Genomic DNA, 16,066 nt, shown 5'->3' with positions numbered 1-16,066 from the left:
ATGACGTGAGCAGGAAGGAACATGCCTCCGATGGCCGAGAAGCTGCGTCTGATGACGGTGCATGCGCACCCGGACGACGAGTCCAGCAAAGGCGCGGCGACCACCGCGCGCTACGTGGCCGACGGCCACGATGTGATGGTCGTCACCTGCACCGGTGGTGAGGCGGGCAGCATCCTGAACCCGGCCATGGAGCGCCCGGACGTGCTGGAGAACATGCAGGCGATCCGCCGTCAGGAGATGGCGGAGGCCGCGGCGATCCTCGGCGTGCGGCACCGCTGGCTCGGCTACGTGGACTCGGGCCTGCCCGAGGGCGACCCGACGCCGCCGCTGCCGGAGGGCTGCTTCGCGACGGTGGACCCGGAGGGGCCGACGGCCGACCTGGTGGCCCTGCTGCGCGAGTTCCGCCCGCACGTCGTCATCACCTACGACGAGAACGGCGGCTACCCGCACCCCGACCACATCCGCTGCCACGAGGTCTCGATGGCCGCGTTCGACGCGGCGGGCGACCCGGAGCTGTACCAGGACGCGGGCGAACCGTGGCAGCCGTTGAAGCTGTACTACTCGCACGGCTTCTCCCGGAAGAAGATGCAGTTGTTCCACGACGCGCTGCTGGAGCGCGGCTTGGAGTCGCCGTACGGCGACTGGCTGGCGAAGTGGGACGGCACCAGGCCCGACAACGACGAGCGGGTCACGACCCGCGTCGAGTGCGGGGCATACTTCGAGGTGCGGGACAACGCGCTGCGCGCGCACGCGACCCAGATCGACCCGGACAGCCGGTGGTTCGCGGTCCCGCTGGACATCCAGCGAGCGCTGTGGCCGACGGAGGACTACGAGCTGGTGCGTTCGCTGGTCGATTCGACGTTGCCGGAGGACGACCTGTTCTCCGGAGTGCGGGAGAAGGTGTCGGCATGAACGCGCACGAGGCGCTGACCTGGGTGGTCGCGCAGGCGCCGCCGCCGGCTGACCCGGGTGGTCAGGGCGAGGACTTCGGCAAGTCCTCGCCGGTGGGGCTGTTGCTGCTGGTCGTGTTCGCCATCGCGGTGGCGTTCCTGATCCGCTCGATGACCAAGCACCTGAAGAAGCTGCCGGTCAGTTTCGACGAGCAGCGCGCCGCCGCGGCCGCCCCGGCCCGCGTCCAGCGCGCCGAGGCCGCCGCCAAGGCGCGGGCCGAGGAGGACTCCACCGAAGCGGCCTCGGCGGAGGCGGTCGAACCCGAAGTCAAGGGCGGCGGTACCACCACCCGCTAGGCCTCAGCCGTCGCCGGACCCGGCATCGGGCGCGAGCGGGTCGGGCACCCACGCCACCCGCAGCGGCCCGTTCACGCAGCCGCGCGGAAGCTCGGCGTGGACCGCTTCGCCCGGTCGCTCGGGCTTCGGCCACGCCGGGTCGCTCATCCACGGGGCGTCCTCGTCGGCGGGGCCGAGCACCAGCTGCTGCGCGCCGGCGGCCACGAGCGTGCTCAGCAGCAGGTCCGGCCGGTTCGATCCGGTCGCGATGATGAGGTGCAGCCCGATCTCGTGGGCTTGGTGCGCGAACTCGACGAAGGATCCGGTGGAGCTCTTCCAGAGCTGCTCGTAGTCGTCGATGATCACGAACAGCTCCGGCCCCTTCCACCAGGAGCGATCGTGCCGCTGCCGTGGTGTCACGCTCTTCGCCGGGAGCCGTTTGCGCAGTGCCTGCAATGCGTCTGGGAGGTCTCGTCCGAACTCCTCGTTGGTGCGGTTCGACGCGAGCGTGTGGGAGCCGGTGAGGTCCGAGTGGTGGGCGCGCTCCAGATCCACGATCATGATCATCGCTTCGCTGGGCTCGTAAGCCGCGGTGATGCCCTTGATCAGCACCCGCAGCGCGGTGCTCTTGCCCGCTCCGTGGCCACCGGTGATGAGCAGATGCGGCGAGCGATCGCCGATGAGGTCGACCGAGACCGGCTCTGCGCCGTCGTCGACGCCGAGCGGGAGGCCGAGCTTCGCCGACGCCGCGGGCAACTCCTCGAAGCGAACCAGCTCGGGCGGCCGTCCCAGCCGTGGGGGGCGAGGGTGCGGCCAGGCCGAGGAGATCCGCTGGACCAGCTCGGATGGCGAAACCACGTCCAGCTCGGGCCTGGCGATCTTGCAGCGTCCGTTCCGCACCAGCGCGTCTCCGGGATGCGTGATCTCCGCGGCGAGCGCCCGTGAGAACCACGAGTCCTCCGGTGCCGCGAGGGCCAGTTCGACCCGGTGCCCGAGCAGATCGCGAAGTTCCCTGGGCAGGTCGTCCCACCGGTGCGCGGTGATCACGACGTGGATTCCGTACGCCCCACCGCGCCGGGCCAGCCGCAGCACGCGTGCCCCCGCTTCCGGATGGTGAGCCAGCTCAGGCCACCCGTCCACGACGAGCACGTGGTGCCGCGCGCCCGGCGCCTCCACGTCGAAGTCGTCGATCGATTCGATCCCGCTCCGGGCGAACAGCCGTTCCCGCGACAGCATCAGGTCCACCAGTTCCCGCGTAGCGCGGGCGACGCGGCCGTCGTCGTAGCCGCCGGTGACGACCCGCGTGTGCGGCAGGTCGTCCAGGACCGCGAGCTTCCCGCCGCCGAAGTCGAGGCAGTGGAACCGCACCTCATGCGCGGAGCGGATGAGCGCCGAGCTGAGCAGGAAGGTCTGGACGGCCGTCGACTTCCCGCTGTTCGGCCTCCCGACGATCGCAGCGTGGGGCTGTTCGGTCAGGTCGAGACGCAACGGTTCGTACCGGTTGATCAGGTCGATGGTGCCGATGATCGGTGCGAACGCGGAGGTGCCGTCGAGGTCGGGGAAGCGCAGTCCTCGGTCCGCGGTCAGCTCAGGGGGTGGCAGGTGATCGGCCAGGCTCGCCGCCGGGACGGGCGGGAGCATGAGCGGCTTCCCCAAGCCGTTGATCTTGCGCGTGGCGATGTCCCACCTCGTCAGGAGGTCGCTGTGGGGGAGTGCGGAGGAGGCGGTGCGGAACCGGTGCGGCTCGTCGTGCTCGCGGGAGAGCAGCAGCGCTTCTCCGGACGCCAGCGCCTCCGCGCCCGGCAGGCCGAGCCAGCGGCGTGACTCGTCGGCGGACGCGGTGCGCAGGACCAGCGGGGACAGCACCGGGTTGAACGGTTCGGCTGCGGTGCACACCGGTACGACCCCGGTCATGCGTGCCGAGCGGCCCAGGCTCCTCAGGCGGTCGGCGAAAATCGGGTGCGCGGACGCCAGTTCGGAGGCGTCCTCCACGGCGAGCACGAGCAACGGCATCGGGGGCAGATCCACGCCGTCCTGCCTGGCCTGTTCGTAAGTCAGACAGGTCCTGAACCCGGCGTCGCGCAACCGGTCCGCTCGATCGCCCAGCTCTGCGTCCAGTGCTCCCAGCACTCGGTTCAGGCGGGTCTCGTCCGGTTTCTCCAGCAGGTTCGTCTGCGGCAGATGCTCGATTCCGTCGAGTGACCCGGTGGCGGACAGGCAGGCGAACTGCACGGAGCTCGGCGACAGCCGGACCGCGAGTCCGATCAGCACGGTGCGCAATACCTCGGATCGCTGTTCGGGGGTGCCGCCGCCGATCACGAAACCGGTGGAGCCGCGGAGCGCCAGCCACGTGATCGTGCCGTCCGGCCCGACACCCAGCGGCGTGCGGTGGGCGTCCTTCGCGTCACGCGGCCGCCAAGTCGTGTCGACGTCGATCGCCCCGGGGTCGCTCACACCCAGCAGCTCGAACACGTCCGGCGGCCCGGCGGGCCTGGCCGGGGGGACGCGCACGATCTGCGTCGCTTCGGCCTGTTCCGGAGCGGGCGGCCGCTGCGGTCCCCGGTTCGGCGTCGGCGGACGGGGAGCGGTCCACCCCGGCCGAGGCAGATTCCCTGGCTGCATCGTGCGTTCTCCTGCCGACCATCGATCAACTTCGAGCCGCACGTTAGCCGATCACCGCCGCCTGGCAGGGCGTTTCAGAACCGGCCCGAGGACCGGAAAGCCTGCCGCTCGAGGTTCCGCTACCGCACAGGACACCGCGGCTACCCGGCCACCAAGGACGAACAAGTCCAGGGCCGCCCGGATGGGTGCGGTGATCACTGTGGGGTGGGAGGGTTGCGGTATGAACCGGCTTGCAGACGCGACCAGCCCTTACCTGCTGCAGCACGCGGACAATCCCGTGCAGTGGTGGCCGTGGTCACCGGAGGCGTTCGAGGAAGCCCGCCGCCGGGACGTGCCGGTGCTGCTGTCGGTCGGTTACGCCGCTTGCCACTGGTGCCACGTGATGGCGCACGAGTCCTTCGAGAACGCCGACATCGCGGCGGTCATGAACGAGCATTTCGTGAACATCAAGGTCGACCGGGAGGAGCGGCCCGACGTCGACTCGGTGTACATGGAAGCCACCCAGGCCATGACCGGGCAGGGCGGTTGGCCGATGACGTGCTTCCTCACGCCGGACGGGGAACCGTTCCACTGCGGCACCTACTACCCGCCGAAACCGCTGCACGGGATGCCGTCGTTCCCGCAGCTGCTGGATGCCGTGGCCAGTGCGTGGTCCGAGCGCGGAGCGGAGGTGCGGGCGGCCGCGACGCGGGTGGTCGAGCAGCTCGCCGGGCAAGGACCGGCGCTGCCCGAGTCCAGTGTGGATGATGAGGTGCTGGCGTCGGCGGTGTCCCGGCTGGGCACCGAGTTCGACGCGGCGAACGCCGGATTCGGCGGTGCGCCGAAGTTCCCGCCGTCGATGGTCGTGGAGTTCCTGCTGCGCCACCACGAACGCACCGGCTCGGCCGAGGCGCTGCGCATCGCCGAACGGACCTGCGAGGCGATGGCCCGCGGCGGCCTCTACGACCAGCTCGCGGGTGGTTTCGCGCGCTACAGCGTCGACGCCGAATGGGTCGTGCCGCACTTCGAGAAGATGCTCTACGACAACGCATTGCTGCTGCGCGCTTACGCCCACCTGGCGCGGCTGGACACCGCCTCGGCGGAGCTGGCGCGGCGGGTGACCCGCGAGACCGCGGAGTTCCTGCTGCGGGACCTGCGCACCGCCGAGGGCGGCTTCGCGGCCTCTCTCGACGCCGACACCGAAGGCGTGGAGGGGCTCACCTACGTCTGGACGCCCGAGGAGCTCCACGAGGTGCTGGGCGAGCCGGACGCGGAGTGGGCCGCGGAGCTGCTCAACGTCACCCCGGACGGCACCTTCGAGCACGGCGCCTCCACGCTCCAGCTCCACCAGGACCCCGACGATTCGGCGCGGTGGCAGCGCATCCGCGAGATCCTCGCGAACGCCCGCGCCCGCAGGCCGCAGCCGGGGATCGACGACAAGGTGGTCACGGCGTGGAACGGCATGGCGCTGACCGCGCTGGTCGAAGCGTCCGCGGTCCTGGACGAACCGCAGTGGATCACCGACGCCCGCCGCGCCGCCGAGCTGCTCGTCGAGCGGCACATCGTCGACGGCCGGGTGCGCCGGAGTTCCCGGGACGGCGTCGTGGGCCACGCGGCCGGAGTCCTGGAGGACCACGGGTGCCTCGCGGAGGGGTTGCTCGCGCTGCACCAGGCCACCGCCGAACGGCGCTGGCTGGACACGGCGTGCGAACTGCTCGACACCGCGTTGGACAAGTTCGCCGATCACGAGAACCCCGGCGTCTTCTACGACACCGCCGCCGACGCGGAGGCGCTGGTGCGCCGTCCCTCGGATCCGACGGACAACGCCAGCCCGTCCGGTGCCTCGGCCACCGCCGCCGCGCTGCTCGCGGCCGCGGCGCTGGCCGGTCCGGATCGAGCCACCCGTTATCGCGCGGCTGCCGAGCAGGCGGTGTCCCGCGCGGGCCTGTTGGGGCAGCGTGCGCCGCGTTTCGCGGGGCACTGGCTGGCGGCGGCCGAGGCGTTGGCGCACGGTCCCGTGCAGATCGCCGTAGCCGGCGAGCAGGACGCGCAACGATCCGAACTGCTGGCCGTCGCACGTCGGCACGCGCCGGGCGGCGCGGTCGCGGTGGCGGGGCCGCCGGAAGCGGACGCGGTGCCGCTGCTGGCCGGACGCGGCCTCGTCGACGGGCTCACCGCCGCGTACGTCTGCCGCGGTTACGTCTGCGACCGGCCGGTGACTTCGGCCGACGACCTGGTGTCCGCGCTGGCTCGCTGATCGTTGGTACCCGCCTGCCGCGCTCGGCGGGCGGGTACTTCATCGCCGAAGATCAGGCGTAGAGGGCCAGCCAGATGGAGACGTGGTGGCAGATCGCCGCCACGGTCACCGCCGCGTGGAAGAACTCGTGGTACCCGAAGGTCTTCGGCCACGGGTCCGGCCACCGGCTCGCGTAGCAGATCGCGCCCAGCGAGTAGAGCACGCCACCGACGATGAGCAGCACGAACGCCGCGACACCCGCGTTCGACAGCAGCTCGGGCAGCACGAACACGGCCACCCAGCCCAACGCGAGGTACACCGGCACGCCCACCCAGCGCGGCCCGTTCGGCCACGCGAGCTTCAGGACCACACCGCCGAGCGCGCCGCCCCACACCACGGCCAGCACGACCGCGCCGGTGGTGGGTTGCATCGCCAGCATCGCGAACGGCGTGTACGTGCCCGCGATGAACAGGAAGATCATCGAGTGGTCCAGGCGGCGCATCCAGGTCCGCGCGTCCACCGAATTCCAGGTCTTGCGGTGGTAGAGCGCGCTGACCCCGAACAGGCCGAGCACCGTGGCCACGTAGATCGAGGTCCCGAGCGCGGCGGCGGCACCCACGGTGGCCGCGGCGAGCGAGATCAGCGTCGCGCCCGATGCGACGGCGGCGACCAGGGACCAGAGATGGATCCAGCCACGCATCCTCGGCTTGATGGTGGAGGAGGCGCGTCGAGCTGTCGGGGCGCTAGTCACACCACAAGATTACGGGACCGTAGGTTGTCCGCCTTCCCCTGATGGCGGTGATGTCCGTTGCAGGTCCGCCGCGGCTTTTCGGCCGTCACCGTCCGCATTCGGCGGAGGGACCGTCGGGGCTGGACAGGGGCGCGCGTAGTCTCAGGGAGCGTGGCGCTCAAGGTTCGTTTGCGGGAACTCATCTACGACGTGTACCAGCGGCGGCTGCGCCGTCAGCTCAGAGGTGCCAGGTCGCCGCGACATGTGGGCGTCATCCTCGACGGGAATCGCCGTTGGGCGAAGGAAGCCGGGCTCGACATCGCGCACGGCCATCGCGCGGGTGCGCGCAAGATCAGCGAGCTGCTCGGCTGGTGCCAGGAGGCCAAGGTCGAGGTGGTCACGTTGTGGCTGCTGTCGACCGACAACCTCAACCGCTCCAGCGCGGAACTCGACGCTCTGCTGGAGATCATCGCCGGGGTGGTCGACGAACTCACCGACGCGAGCAACCCGTGGCGGGTGCGCATCGTCGGTGCGCTGGACATGTTGCCCACCGAGACGGCCGCCCGGCTGTCGGCGGCCGCGCTGCGCACTGAAGGGCGCACCGGCATGCAGGTCAACGTCGCCGCCGGTTACGGCGGACGGCAGGAGATCGCCGACGCGGTGCGCAAGCTCCTGCAGCAGCACGCGGAGGCGGGCACCACCATCGAGGAGCTCGCGGAGTTCCTCACCGTGGACCACATCTCCGAGCACCTCTACACCTCCGGCCAGCCGGACCCGGATCTGCTGATCCGCACTTCCGGTGAGCAGCGGCTGTCCGGTTTCATGCTGTGGCAGTCGGCGCACTCGGAGTTCTGGTTCTGCGAGGCCTACTGGCCCGCGTTCCGGCGCGTCGACTTCCTGCGCGCGCTGCGCGAGTATTCGGCGAGGCACCGCCGCTACGGCGGCTGATCGTTCGACGGCCGCTGCGGGCCATGTCGGGCTCGTGGCGGCGACCGTGGCCCCGGGCCGGGATCGGACACCCTCCCCGGCACGGCAAAGAGCCGCGGCACGGCAAAAAGGCCAGGTCCCGAAGGACCTGGCCTTTTTCTGCATCCACACGAGCGCCGAGTGTGTCAGCCCTTGGCCGAGGGGTGGTCGACCACCGGGGCGTTGACGCAGTCGCTGGTCTGCGGCGACAGGATCGGGGCGACGACGCCGAGGACGGCGACGTTGTTCCCGCACAGCTGCACCGGCACCGCGCTGATGTTGTTGTCGTTGAGCACGTTGACGCCGTCGTTGTCGGCGCTGTCCGCGTTGGCGATCGGGGCGAGGGCCATCAGGCCAGCCGCCGCGCCGCCGACGATCACTGCCTTCTTCAGCATTGCGTTCACTCTCCTTGTGTATTGCCGCGGGATGCCCTGAAGCGGCACCATTACCCATGTGCGCGCACGGTTACCGATTCAGGGCGATCGAGATGTCACCGGAGAAGGAATTCCACTCGAATCATCGAAGTGGTTCCGGTCGATGGTGACACTACCTCGAAATTAGAAATCCGTCGCATTCGACACACGTGAAGCGAAATGAGATCGTCTCTCGCGAACCGCTCCAGGTGGGTTTCCGGCGACCGAAGCTAGAGGCTGCTCAGCCCTTGGCGGAAGGGTGGTCGACCACCGGGGCGTTGGTGCAGTCGCTGGTCTGCGGCGACAGGATCGGGACGACGGCGCCGAGCACGGCGACGTTGTTCCCGCAGGCCTGGACGGGCAGCACGCTGAGGTTGTTGTCGTTCAGCAGGTTGACGCCGTCGTTGTCCGCGCTGTCCGCGTTGGCGATCGGTGCCAGCGCCATCAGACCCGCCGCCGCACCGGCGACGATCACTGCCTTCTTCAGCACTTGGATGCTCCTTGTTGTTTCGGGTGTTGCGGTCGCGGTCCCTCGTTCACGAGCACCCCGGAAGTTCGCCCAGGGAGGCGGCCGCGAAAAAAACCTAACCATTCCTGAAGGTTGAAGCACAGCTGGTTAACACCATCGTGTGGTCTATCAATTTTGCTCTCAAGTTCGGGTCGCGCCGTTGGTTCTCGGCTACTGATGAGTAAAGGATCGCGCGCATATCATTCACTGATTCCGGTTCGCTCTCGGGGTTCCGCGGAATGGTGTCCGGCGGGTTCCGCCGCTGCTCGCGCGGTCGTAGTGTCCTGATGTGGGTCCCTCGGAGCTGGTGCGCGAATACCTGCGGCTGGGGTTGCGCTTCGGCCGGCTCGGCGAAGGAATCCTGCTGTCCTGCACCGCCGATCCGCGGCTGTGTCGCGGCGTCGCGCGTGAGTCGGTCTCAACTCCTGATGAGCTCGTGGCGCAGGCCGTTCTGCTGCGTGCCGAGCTGCCGGAGTGCGGGCTGCCGGTGGCGCGTGCGCGGTTCCTCGACGCGCAGCTCGCCGCGCTGGAATGCCACGGCGGGAAGCTCGCCGGGCGGCCGATGTCGTTCCGAGACGAAGCCGTGGGCTGCTTCCAGGTCCGCCCGGAGCGCGGAGACCCGGAGCGCTATCGCCGCGCGCACGCGGAACTGGCCGACGTCCTGCCCGGCTCCGGTGATCCGGCTGAGCGGCTCGCCCGGTTGTCCGAGCGGGAGCGGGTGCCGCCGGACCTGGTGCCGCGCGGTGTCCGGGCCATCTCGGCGGCACTGCGCGCGCGGGTGCGAGCGCGGCCGGGGCTGCCCGCGCAGGAGCACGTCGGCTACCGCTACGTGCGCGCCCGCCCGTGGGCCGCGCTGCACCGGTACCGCGGTGAGTTCCGGTCTCTGGTGGCGATCGACGTGGACCGCGCTCCGTGGGCGGGGAATCTCCCGGCGTTGATCGCGCACGAGTCCTATCCCGGTCACCACGCGGAACACTGCCGGAAGGAACGGCTGCTCGTTGACGAGCGCGGGTGGCATGAGCACCGCATCGCCTTGCGGGACACGCCGCAGTCGCTGCTCGCTGAGGGGCTCGCGGACCTCGGCCTGCGCATCGCGGTGGGGCCGGGTTGGGGGAGCTGGGCGTCAGAGGTGCTGGCGGGTGCCGGCATCACCTTCGACGGCGAGCTCGCGGAACGGGTGCACGACGCGCTGTCCGGGTTGCGCCGGGTCCGGCTCGACGCGGCGTTGCTGCTGCACGAGGAGGGGGCGAGCGAGGACGAGGTGGTGGCTCATCTGGTCCGGTGGGCGTGCTTGCCGACGGCGCGGGCTCGGGCGTTCGTGCGGTTCATCGCCGATCCGCGCTGGCGGCTCTACAGCGTCACCTATGCAGAGGGGGCGGAGCTGGTGCGCGGGCGGATCGTGTCGGGAGAGGAGCCGGGGCGGCTGCTCGACGAGCCGTGGACACCGGCGGCTCTCGGCGGCGTTTCGTCGACGAACGGCGAGATGGGGCCACCGGGCGCAGGGGCGTTGCGCCGATCAGCGGGTTCCGCCAGGTAGCCGAAACGCCCGAAAGGTCCGGTTGTTCACTCGAACAGACCAAAGTGGACGCTGTATTGATCACGGCACGTGCGTACGTTCGGGTGGTTCCTCGGCGCCGTCGCCGCGCCGGAGCCACATCGTGAGAATCAGGCTTTGACCAGGGTTTTCAATGCCTCTCGGCACGCCGCGGATGATCACCGGGTGGCATCCGGGTGCACTGAACCCGGTGCGTACATGACACCCGTCTGACGTTCTGGCGAATCACCTGTGTGGTCGCCTGCCCAGAACGGAATCACGAAGGTAGCGTCCGAAGTGACGGGTCGACGCGTAAATGGCCCGTCCGGGGAGGCCCTGACCGTGGCTGTTGGCTGGATCGGACGGTATCACCGTCCTCCGTGGTCGCTCGGGGCCGGTGCGCGGCCTCAGCGGCTGCGCCGGACCGCCTGCCGGTCCGGCCAGGCCAGGCAGGGGCAGGCCCGGCCCGCCGACGAGCGGGCGTGTGCCCCACGCCCGCGAGGGAGTAGCCGTGACCACACGACGTTCCCAGGCCGCAGCGGAACACCCGGCTCAGGCCGAGGTTTCCGCAGGCGTCGCAGCTCAAACGGAGGTCCGCACGTACGTGCTCGACACCTCGGTGCTGCTGTCCGATCCGTGGGCGATGACCCGCTTCGCCGAGCACCGCGTGGTGCTCCCGCTGGTCGTGATCAGCGAACTTGAGGCGAAGCGGCAGCACCCCGAGCTCGGCTGGTTCGCCCGCGAGGCCCTGCGCGGTCTTGATGAACTGCGAATCGAGCACGGCCGTCTGGACGCGCCGGTAGAGATCGGCGAGCTCGGCGGCACGTTGCACGTCGAGCTCAACCACTCCGATCCACAGGTGCTGCCACCAGGTTTCCGCACCGACTCCAACGACGCCCGGATCTTGGCGTGTTCGCTGAACCTCGCCGCGGACGGGCACCTGGTCACGCTGGTGACCAAGGACATGCCGTTGCGGGTGAAGGCGGCGTCGGTCGCGTTGGAGGCCGACGAGTACCGGGCTCAGGACGTGATCTCCACGGGCTGGAACGGGATGGCCGACCTCGACGTGCCGCCGGAGTCGGTGGACGTGCTGTTCAAGGAGGGCGAGGCCGACCTCGACGATGCCAAGGACCTGCCCGCGAACACCGGGTTGCGGCTGCTGGCCGGAACCCAGAGCGCACTGGGCAGGGTCACCGCGGACAAGCAGGTGAAGCTGGTGCGCGGCGACCGCGAGGCGTTCGGCCTGCACGGCCGTTCCGCCGAGCAGCGCATCGCGCTGGACCTGCTGCTCGACCAGGACGTCGGGATCGTGTCGCTCGGTGGCCGGGCCGGTACCGGCAAGTCGGCGCTGGCGCTGTGCGCGGGGCTGGAGGCCGTGCTGGAACGCCAGCAGCACCGCAAGGTCGTGGTGTTCCGGCCGGTGTACGCCGTCGGCGGCCAGGAACTGGGCTACCTGCCGGGCAGCGAGAACGAGAAGATGCAGCCCTGGGCGCAGGCGGTGTTCGACACCTTGGGCGCGTTGGCCAGTGAGAACGTGCTCGAAGAGGTCACCGAGCGCGGCATGCTGGAGGTGCTGCCGCTGACCCACATCCGGGGCCGGTCGCTGCACGACTCGTTCGTGATCGTGGACGAGGCCCAGTCGCTGGAGCGCAACGTGCTGCTCACGGTGCTGTCCCGGCTCGGCGCGAACTCCCGCGTGGTGCTGACCCACGACGTGGCGCAGCGGGACAACCTGCGCGTCGGGCGGCACGACGGGGTGGCGGCGGTGATCGAGAAGCTCAAGGGGCATCCGCTGTTCGCGCACATCACGCTCACCCGCTCGGAGCGTTCGCCGGTGGCGGCGCTGGTGACGGAGATGCTGGAAGGGGAATTCACGCCCTGATCGCGGGACGCGGAACCTGTCCTTGTTCTGCGTAGGTGTCCGGTAGCGGAACCTCAGCGGCCTTCTCGCTGCGGGACCCATTTCTCGAGTAGCACCGCTGCTCGGCGAAATCTGGGTCCGGGCTGCCGCCCTCGCGAGAAGGCCGCTGAGAACCCGCCGGTGGTCCGGTGTCTCAGGTGGTCACTGCTCATCGGCTTACCGCTGACATGACAAGGACGACGAACCTTGGTGCACGCCGAAACGTGCGGGATCACCGGCGGGCCGACGGCGAGCCCCTCATCTTGGAGGCCTTCGTGTCTTCAGGTGCGGGGATTCACCAGCCGGTGGGCAGCGGGCGTCCTTCCGCGAAGCCGGCGGCGGATTGGATGCCGACCAGTGCCCGCTCGTGGAACTCGGCCAAGGTGCGCGCTCCCGCGTAGGTGCAGGAGGAGCGCAGGCCGGAGCTGATCTCGTCCAGCAGATCCTCGACGCCGGGGCGCTTCGGGTCGACCTTCATCCGGGAACTGGAGATGCCTTCCTCGTACAGCGCCTTGCGCGCCTGGTCGAAGGCGCTGTCGGTGCGGGTCCGGGCACCGACGGCGCGCTTGGAGGCCATGCCGAAGGACTCCTTGTAGGCCCTACCGTGCTCGTCGCGCAGCAGGTCGCCCGGTGATTCGTGGGTGCCCGCGAACCACGAGCCCACCATCACCGAGGAGGCTCCGGCGGCCAGCGCCAGCGCCACGTCCCGCGGGTGCCGCACGCCGCCGTCGGCCCACACGTGCTTGCCGAGTTCCCGGGCCGCGGCGGAACATTCGGCGACGGCGGAGAACTGCGGGCGGCCCACGCCGGTCATCATCCGGGTGGTGCACATGGCGCCCGGACCGACTCCGACCTTGATCACGTCGGCGCCGGCTTCGGCGAGGTCGCGCACGCCCTCGGCGGTGACCACGTTGCCCGCGACCACCGGAACCGTCGGGTCCAGCGCCCGCACCGAGCGGAGCGCGTTGATCATCTTTTCCTGGTGGCCGTGCGCGGTGTCCACGACGAGCGTGTCCACGCCTGCGGCGAGCAGCGCGGCCGCCTTGCCGGGCACGTCCCCGTTCACGCCGACCGCCGCGGCGACTCGCAGTTTGCCCGCATCGTCCAGGGCGGGCGCGTAGATCTCCGCACGCAGCGAACCGCGCTGGGTGAGGATCCCGGCGAGCCTGCCTTCGGCGTCGACGGCGAGCGCGACCTGCCTGCCCTGGCGGTCGAGCTGCTCGAAGACCTCGCGCGGCTTGGTCTCCAGCGCCAGCACCACCGGGTGGTGGTCGGCGACCTCGCCGATCCGGGCGAACCGATCCACTCCCGCGCAGGCGGCCTCGTCCACCACGCCGACCGGTCGCCGATCGTCGTCGACGACCACCACCGCGCCGTGCGAACGCTTCGGCAGCAGGTTGAGCACGTCGGCGACCGCGTCGTCCGGGCGCAGCACCAGCGGCGTGTCCCAGACGGGGTGCCGCTCCTTCACCCACGAGACGATCTCGCCGACGGCACCGGGTGCGACGTCCTGCGGCAGCACCACGAGCCCGCCACGACGAGCCATGGTCTCGGCCATCCGCCGCCCGGCGACGGCCGTCATGTTCGCGACCACCACGGGCAACGTCGTGCCCGATCCGTCGGAGGTCGAGAGGTCGACGTCGAACCGGGACTCGACGCCGGAGCGGCGCGGCGCCAGGAACACGTCGTCATAGGTCAGGTCGGTGGTGGGCTGCTGCCCGTTCAAGAACTGCACAGTCGTCCACGATACGTGCCGGGCAGGACGAAACGGCGTGATTCACCGGGGACGACCACCGGCTGGAGAGGAGCCGGAACAGGCCATAGATCATCCGGACGTGTGGCGCCTGGCGGTGGCGAACGGTGTTGAGGCGTCGCTGGCTCGGGTGGTAGCTGCGCACCGAGGTGCGTGGAAGTAAGCCGGGACCCCCGCCGGAGGCGGGACCCGGGCCTCTGCGTTAGCCGCTCGAAAAGCGTTGCCGATGTTCAGATTTCTTCGCCGCTGAGGATGGGTTCGAAGGAGCGGTAGGCGGTGTAGTTGCGGAAGAAGCGGCTGTAGAGCTCGGAGCCGTCGTCGAAGGTGGCGTCCTCGACCTGCTTGACCTCGATGAGCTCCTTGAACTTCCAGGTGATCAGTTCGCCGTCCTCGTTGGGGTAGCTCGCCGCCTGCTGCTTGCCGTACGAGACGGCCTTCTCCTTCGCCTCCTCGTCCGACTCGGCCTTGACCAGCACGAAGGACTCTTCGTAGAGCTGGGGTTCGGTGGCGGACTCGGAGGAGATCTCGATGAGCATCAGCGCGACGTAGAACTCGGCCTTGGCGGAGGTGGCGCTGGGCTGGAAATCGCGCGGGTCGATGCTGCCCGAACCGATGTCGATGGAGCCGACCTGCTCGTCGTCGCCTGGTGTGGTCATGGTTCCACTTTCTCATCCCGCGCGGCGCCGCCGGGAAGCATGGCCCGCACCGCCTCGATGGTGTCCGCGGTGGCCGCGTCCTTGTCCGGGCGGTAGCGGAGCACGCGGGCGAAGCGCAGCGCGACCGCACCGGGATAGCGGGTGCTGACCTGCACCCCGTCGAGTTCGATCTCCACGACCAGGTCCGGGGCGAGGTGGACGGTCGAGTCGTCGCGGTGCGTCTCGTGGCGGGGGAATTCGGCGGTCTGCCAGGTCAGGAGTTCGTCGGTGAGGCCTTTGAACGTCTTGCCGACCATGATCGGCGGTCCGCCGTCGGGATCGCGGGCACCGAGGTACAGGTTCGACAGCCGGCCGCTGCGCCGCCCGTGCCCCCATTCGGCGGCGAGCACCACCAGGTCGAGCGTGTGCGAGGGTTTGATCTTGCGCCAGGTGCGGCCGCGCCGCCCCGCCGCGTACGGCGAGTCGAGTGCCTTCACCACGACGCCCTCGTGGCCCGCGTCGAGCGCCTCGTCCAGCAGTGCCGCCGCCTCGGTGCCCGCGCCGGGACGCACACCGGGAATCCGATGCTCCGGCGCGACTCGGGCGAGCGCGTCGAGCCGCCGGTGCAGCGGCTCGTCGACCAGGTCCGTTCCGTCCAGGTGCAGGCAGTCGAAAAAGTACGGCCGCAGCACCTCGTCGCGCGGGCCGCGTGCGCCGAAGCGGGCCATCGTCTGCTGGAACGGGCGCGGACGCCCCGAGTCGGTGAGCGCCAGAGTTTCACCGTCGAGCACCACGGAATCGCAGGTCAGCCCTTGGGCGAGGGCGACGATCTCCGGGACCTGCCGGGTGATGTCCCGCAGCGTGCGGGTGTAGACGTGCACCTGGTCACCGGCTCGGTGCACCTGGATGCGCGCTCCGTCGAGCTTGTACTCGACGACGCAGGCGCCGAGCTCGGCCAACGCCGCGTCGAGCGTGTCGGCGGGGGAGGCGAGCATCGGTCGCAGCGGCCTGCCGACTTCGAGGTGGAACGCGTCGAGCGCGGCCGAACCGCCCAGCAACGCGGCCTCCGCGGTGGCGGGCAGCCTGCCGGAGAGCATGAACGCGCGGCGCACCGACGCGGCGGGCACCTCGGCGGCTCGGGCGACGGCTTCGAGCATCACGCCTTCCAGCGCCCCCTGCCGCAGCTCGCCGCCGAGCAGCCGGATCAGGAATTCCTGCTCCGCGCCGGTGGCCTTGCCGAGCAGGTAGTGCAATGCGGCAGCTCGCCGTCGCCCTGAACCGGCGCCGGTGATGCCGCGCAGCTCGTCGATCGCCGCGTCGACGTCCAGCACGGTGAGCGAGGGGATCGCGGCGGGGTCGACGTCGAGCGCGGACAACGTCGACCAGCCCACACCGGCCCGGCCGCCCGGTAGTTCGCCGGCGAGCAGCGCGGTCGCGGGCCGCACCTCCGCCGTGCCGAGGCCGGTGAGCAGCTCGGCGATCGCGGTCACCTTGGCGTTGCGGGCGCGGGTGGCCGCGACCTCGGCGGATGCGGCCACGACCGCGTTCAGCGACACCATGCGCC

The 16,066-nt window shown here is 70.3% G+C and carries 13 protein-coding genes; 6 read left to right on the top strand and 7 right to left on the bottom strand.

The window, feature by feature from the left end; genetic code table 11:
- The first annotated feature begins 30 nt into the window (after positions 1–30).
- Positions 31–912 carry a mycothiol conjugate amidase Mca gene (gene mca / locus H2Q94_RS26870; protein ID WP_243789940.1) on the top strand — a complete coding sequence of 294 codons (882 nt, stop codon included), beginning with the start codon at positions 31–33 and terminating at the stop codon, positions 910–912.
- Complete coding sequence (locus H2Q94_RS26865; RefSeq protein ID WP_243789939.1) at positions 909–1,247, top strand: hypothetical protein; 339 nt, start codon at positions 909–911, stop codon at positions 1,245–1,247. Before mca ends, H2Q94_RS26865 begins: the two co-directional genes overlap by 4 nt.
- 3 nt (positions 1,248–1,250) lie before the next feature.
- On the opposite strand, the gene H2Q94_RS26860 is transcribed toward H2Q94_RS26865, so the two are convergent.
- Complete coding sequence (locus H2Q94_RS26860) at positions 1,251–3,848, bottom strand: FtsK/SpoIIIE domain-containing protein (protein WP_243789938.1); 2,598 nt, start codon at positions 3,846–3,848, stop codon at positions 1,251–1,253.
- Positions 3,849–4,068: 220 nt separating this feature from the next.
- Here H2Q94_RS26860 and H2Q94_RS26855 point away from each other — a divergent pair, with 220 nt between their 5' ends.
- Positions 4,069–6,084, top strand: coding sequence for a thioredoxin domain-containing protein (locus H2Q94_RS26855; RefSeq protein WP_243789937.1), 2,016 nt, complete (start codon positions 4,069–4,071; stop codon positions 6,082–6,084).
- Positions 6,085–6,136: 52 nt separating this feature from the next.
- Here H2Q94_RS26855 and trhA read toward each other — a convergent pair whose 3' ends face one another.
- Positions 6,137–6,763 carry a PAQR family membrane homeostasis protein TrhA gene (gene trhA / locus H2Q94_RS26850; RefSeq protein WP_243789936.1) on the bottom strand — a complete coding sequence of 209 codons (627 nt, stop codon included), beginning with the start codon at positions 6,761–6,763 and terminating at the stop codon, positions 6,137–6,139.
- Between the two features lie 201 nt (positions 6,764–6,964).
- Between trhA and H2Q94_RS26845 the strand changes: the two genes are divergently transcribed.
- Positions 6,965–7,741, top strand: coding sequence for an isoprenyl transferase (locus H2Q94_RS26845; RefSeq protein WP_243789935.1), 777 nt, complete (start codon positions 6,965–6,967; stop codon positions 7,739–7,741).
- 164 nt (positions 7,742–7,905) lie between these two features.
- On the opposite strand, the gene H2Q94_RS26840 is transcribed toward H2Q94_RS26845, so the two are convergent.
- Positions 7,906–8,154: a hypothetical protein gene (locus H2Q94_RS26840; protein ID WP_243789934.1), complete on the bottom strand. Its 249-nt coding sequence runs from the start codon at positions 8,152–8,154 to the stop codon at positions 7,906–7,908.
- A gap of 259 nt (positions 8,155–8,413) precedes the next feature.
- Positions 8,414–8,662: a hypothetical protein gene (locus tag H2Q94_RS26835; protein ID WP_184476792.1), complete on the bottom strand. Its 249-nt coding sequence runs from the start codon at positions 8,660–8,662 to the stop codon at positions 8,414–8,416.
- A 307-nt stretch (positions 8,663–8,969) separates the two neighbouring features.
- On the opposite strand from H2Q94_RS26835, the gene H2Q94_RS26830 reads away from it, so the two are divergent.
- Both H2Q94_RS26830 and H2Q94_RS26825 read left to right on the top strand, forming a co-directional pair.
- The gene (locus H2Q94_RS26830) at positions 8,970–10,217 is read left to right on the top strand and encodes a DUF885 domain-containing protein (RefSeq protein WP_243789933.1); all 1,248 of its coding nucleotides are present in this window, start codon (positions 8,970–8,972) and stop codon (positions 10,215–10,217) included.
- A 640-nt stretch (positions 10,218–10,857) separates the two neighbouring features.
- Positions 10,858–12,096 (top strand): PhoH family protein, encoded by a 1,239-nt coding sequence (locus tag H2Q94_RS26825; protein WP_243795921.1) that lies wholly within the window; start codon positions 10,858–10,860, stop codon positions 12,094–12,096.
- 313 nt (positions 12,097–12,409) lie between these two features.
- Here the strand turns inward: H2Q94_RS26825 and H2Q94_RS26820 are convergent, their stop codons facing one another.
- From H2Q94_RS26820 to H2Q94_RS26810, 3 genes are all read right to left on the bottom strand, one after another.
- Positions 12,410–13,849: a GuaB1 family IMP dehydrogenase-related protein gene (locus tag H2Q94_RS26820; RefSeq protein ID WP_243789932.1), complete on the bottom strand. Its 1,440-nt coding sequence runs from the start codon at positions 13,847–13,849 to the stop codon at positions 12,410–12,412.
- 248 nt (positions 13,850–14,097) lie between these two features.
- Positions 14,098–14,523, bottom strand: a complete 426-nt coding sequence (locus H2Q94_RS26815; RefSeq protein WP_243789931.1) for a DUF4288 domain-containing protein — start codon at positions 14,521–14,523, stop codon at positions 14,098–14,100.
- The gene (locus tag H2Q94_RS26810; RefSeq protein WP_243789930.1) at positions 14,520–16,061 is read right to left on the bottom strand and encodes an ATP-dependent DNA ligase; all 1,542 of its coding nucleotides are present in this window, start codon (positions 16,059–16,061) and stop codon (positions 14,520–14,522) included. Before H2Q94_RS26810 ends, H2Q94_RS26815 begins: the two co-directional genes overlap by 4 nt.
- Positions 16,062–16,066 lie beyond the last annotated feature (5 nt).

It is taken from the genome of Saccharopolyspora gloriosae, assembly GCF_022828475.1.
Classification (GTDB): domain Bacteria; phylum Actinomycetota; class Actinomycetes; order Mycobacteriales; family Pseudonocardiaceae; genus Saccharopolyspora_C; species Saccharopolyspora_C gloriosae_A.
The sequence above is the reverse complement of the archived record's forward strand: the minus strand, read 5'-3'. Positions and strand labels throughout refer to the sequence as shown.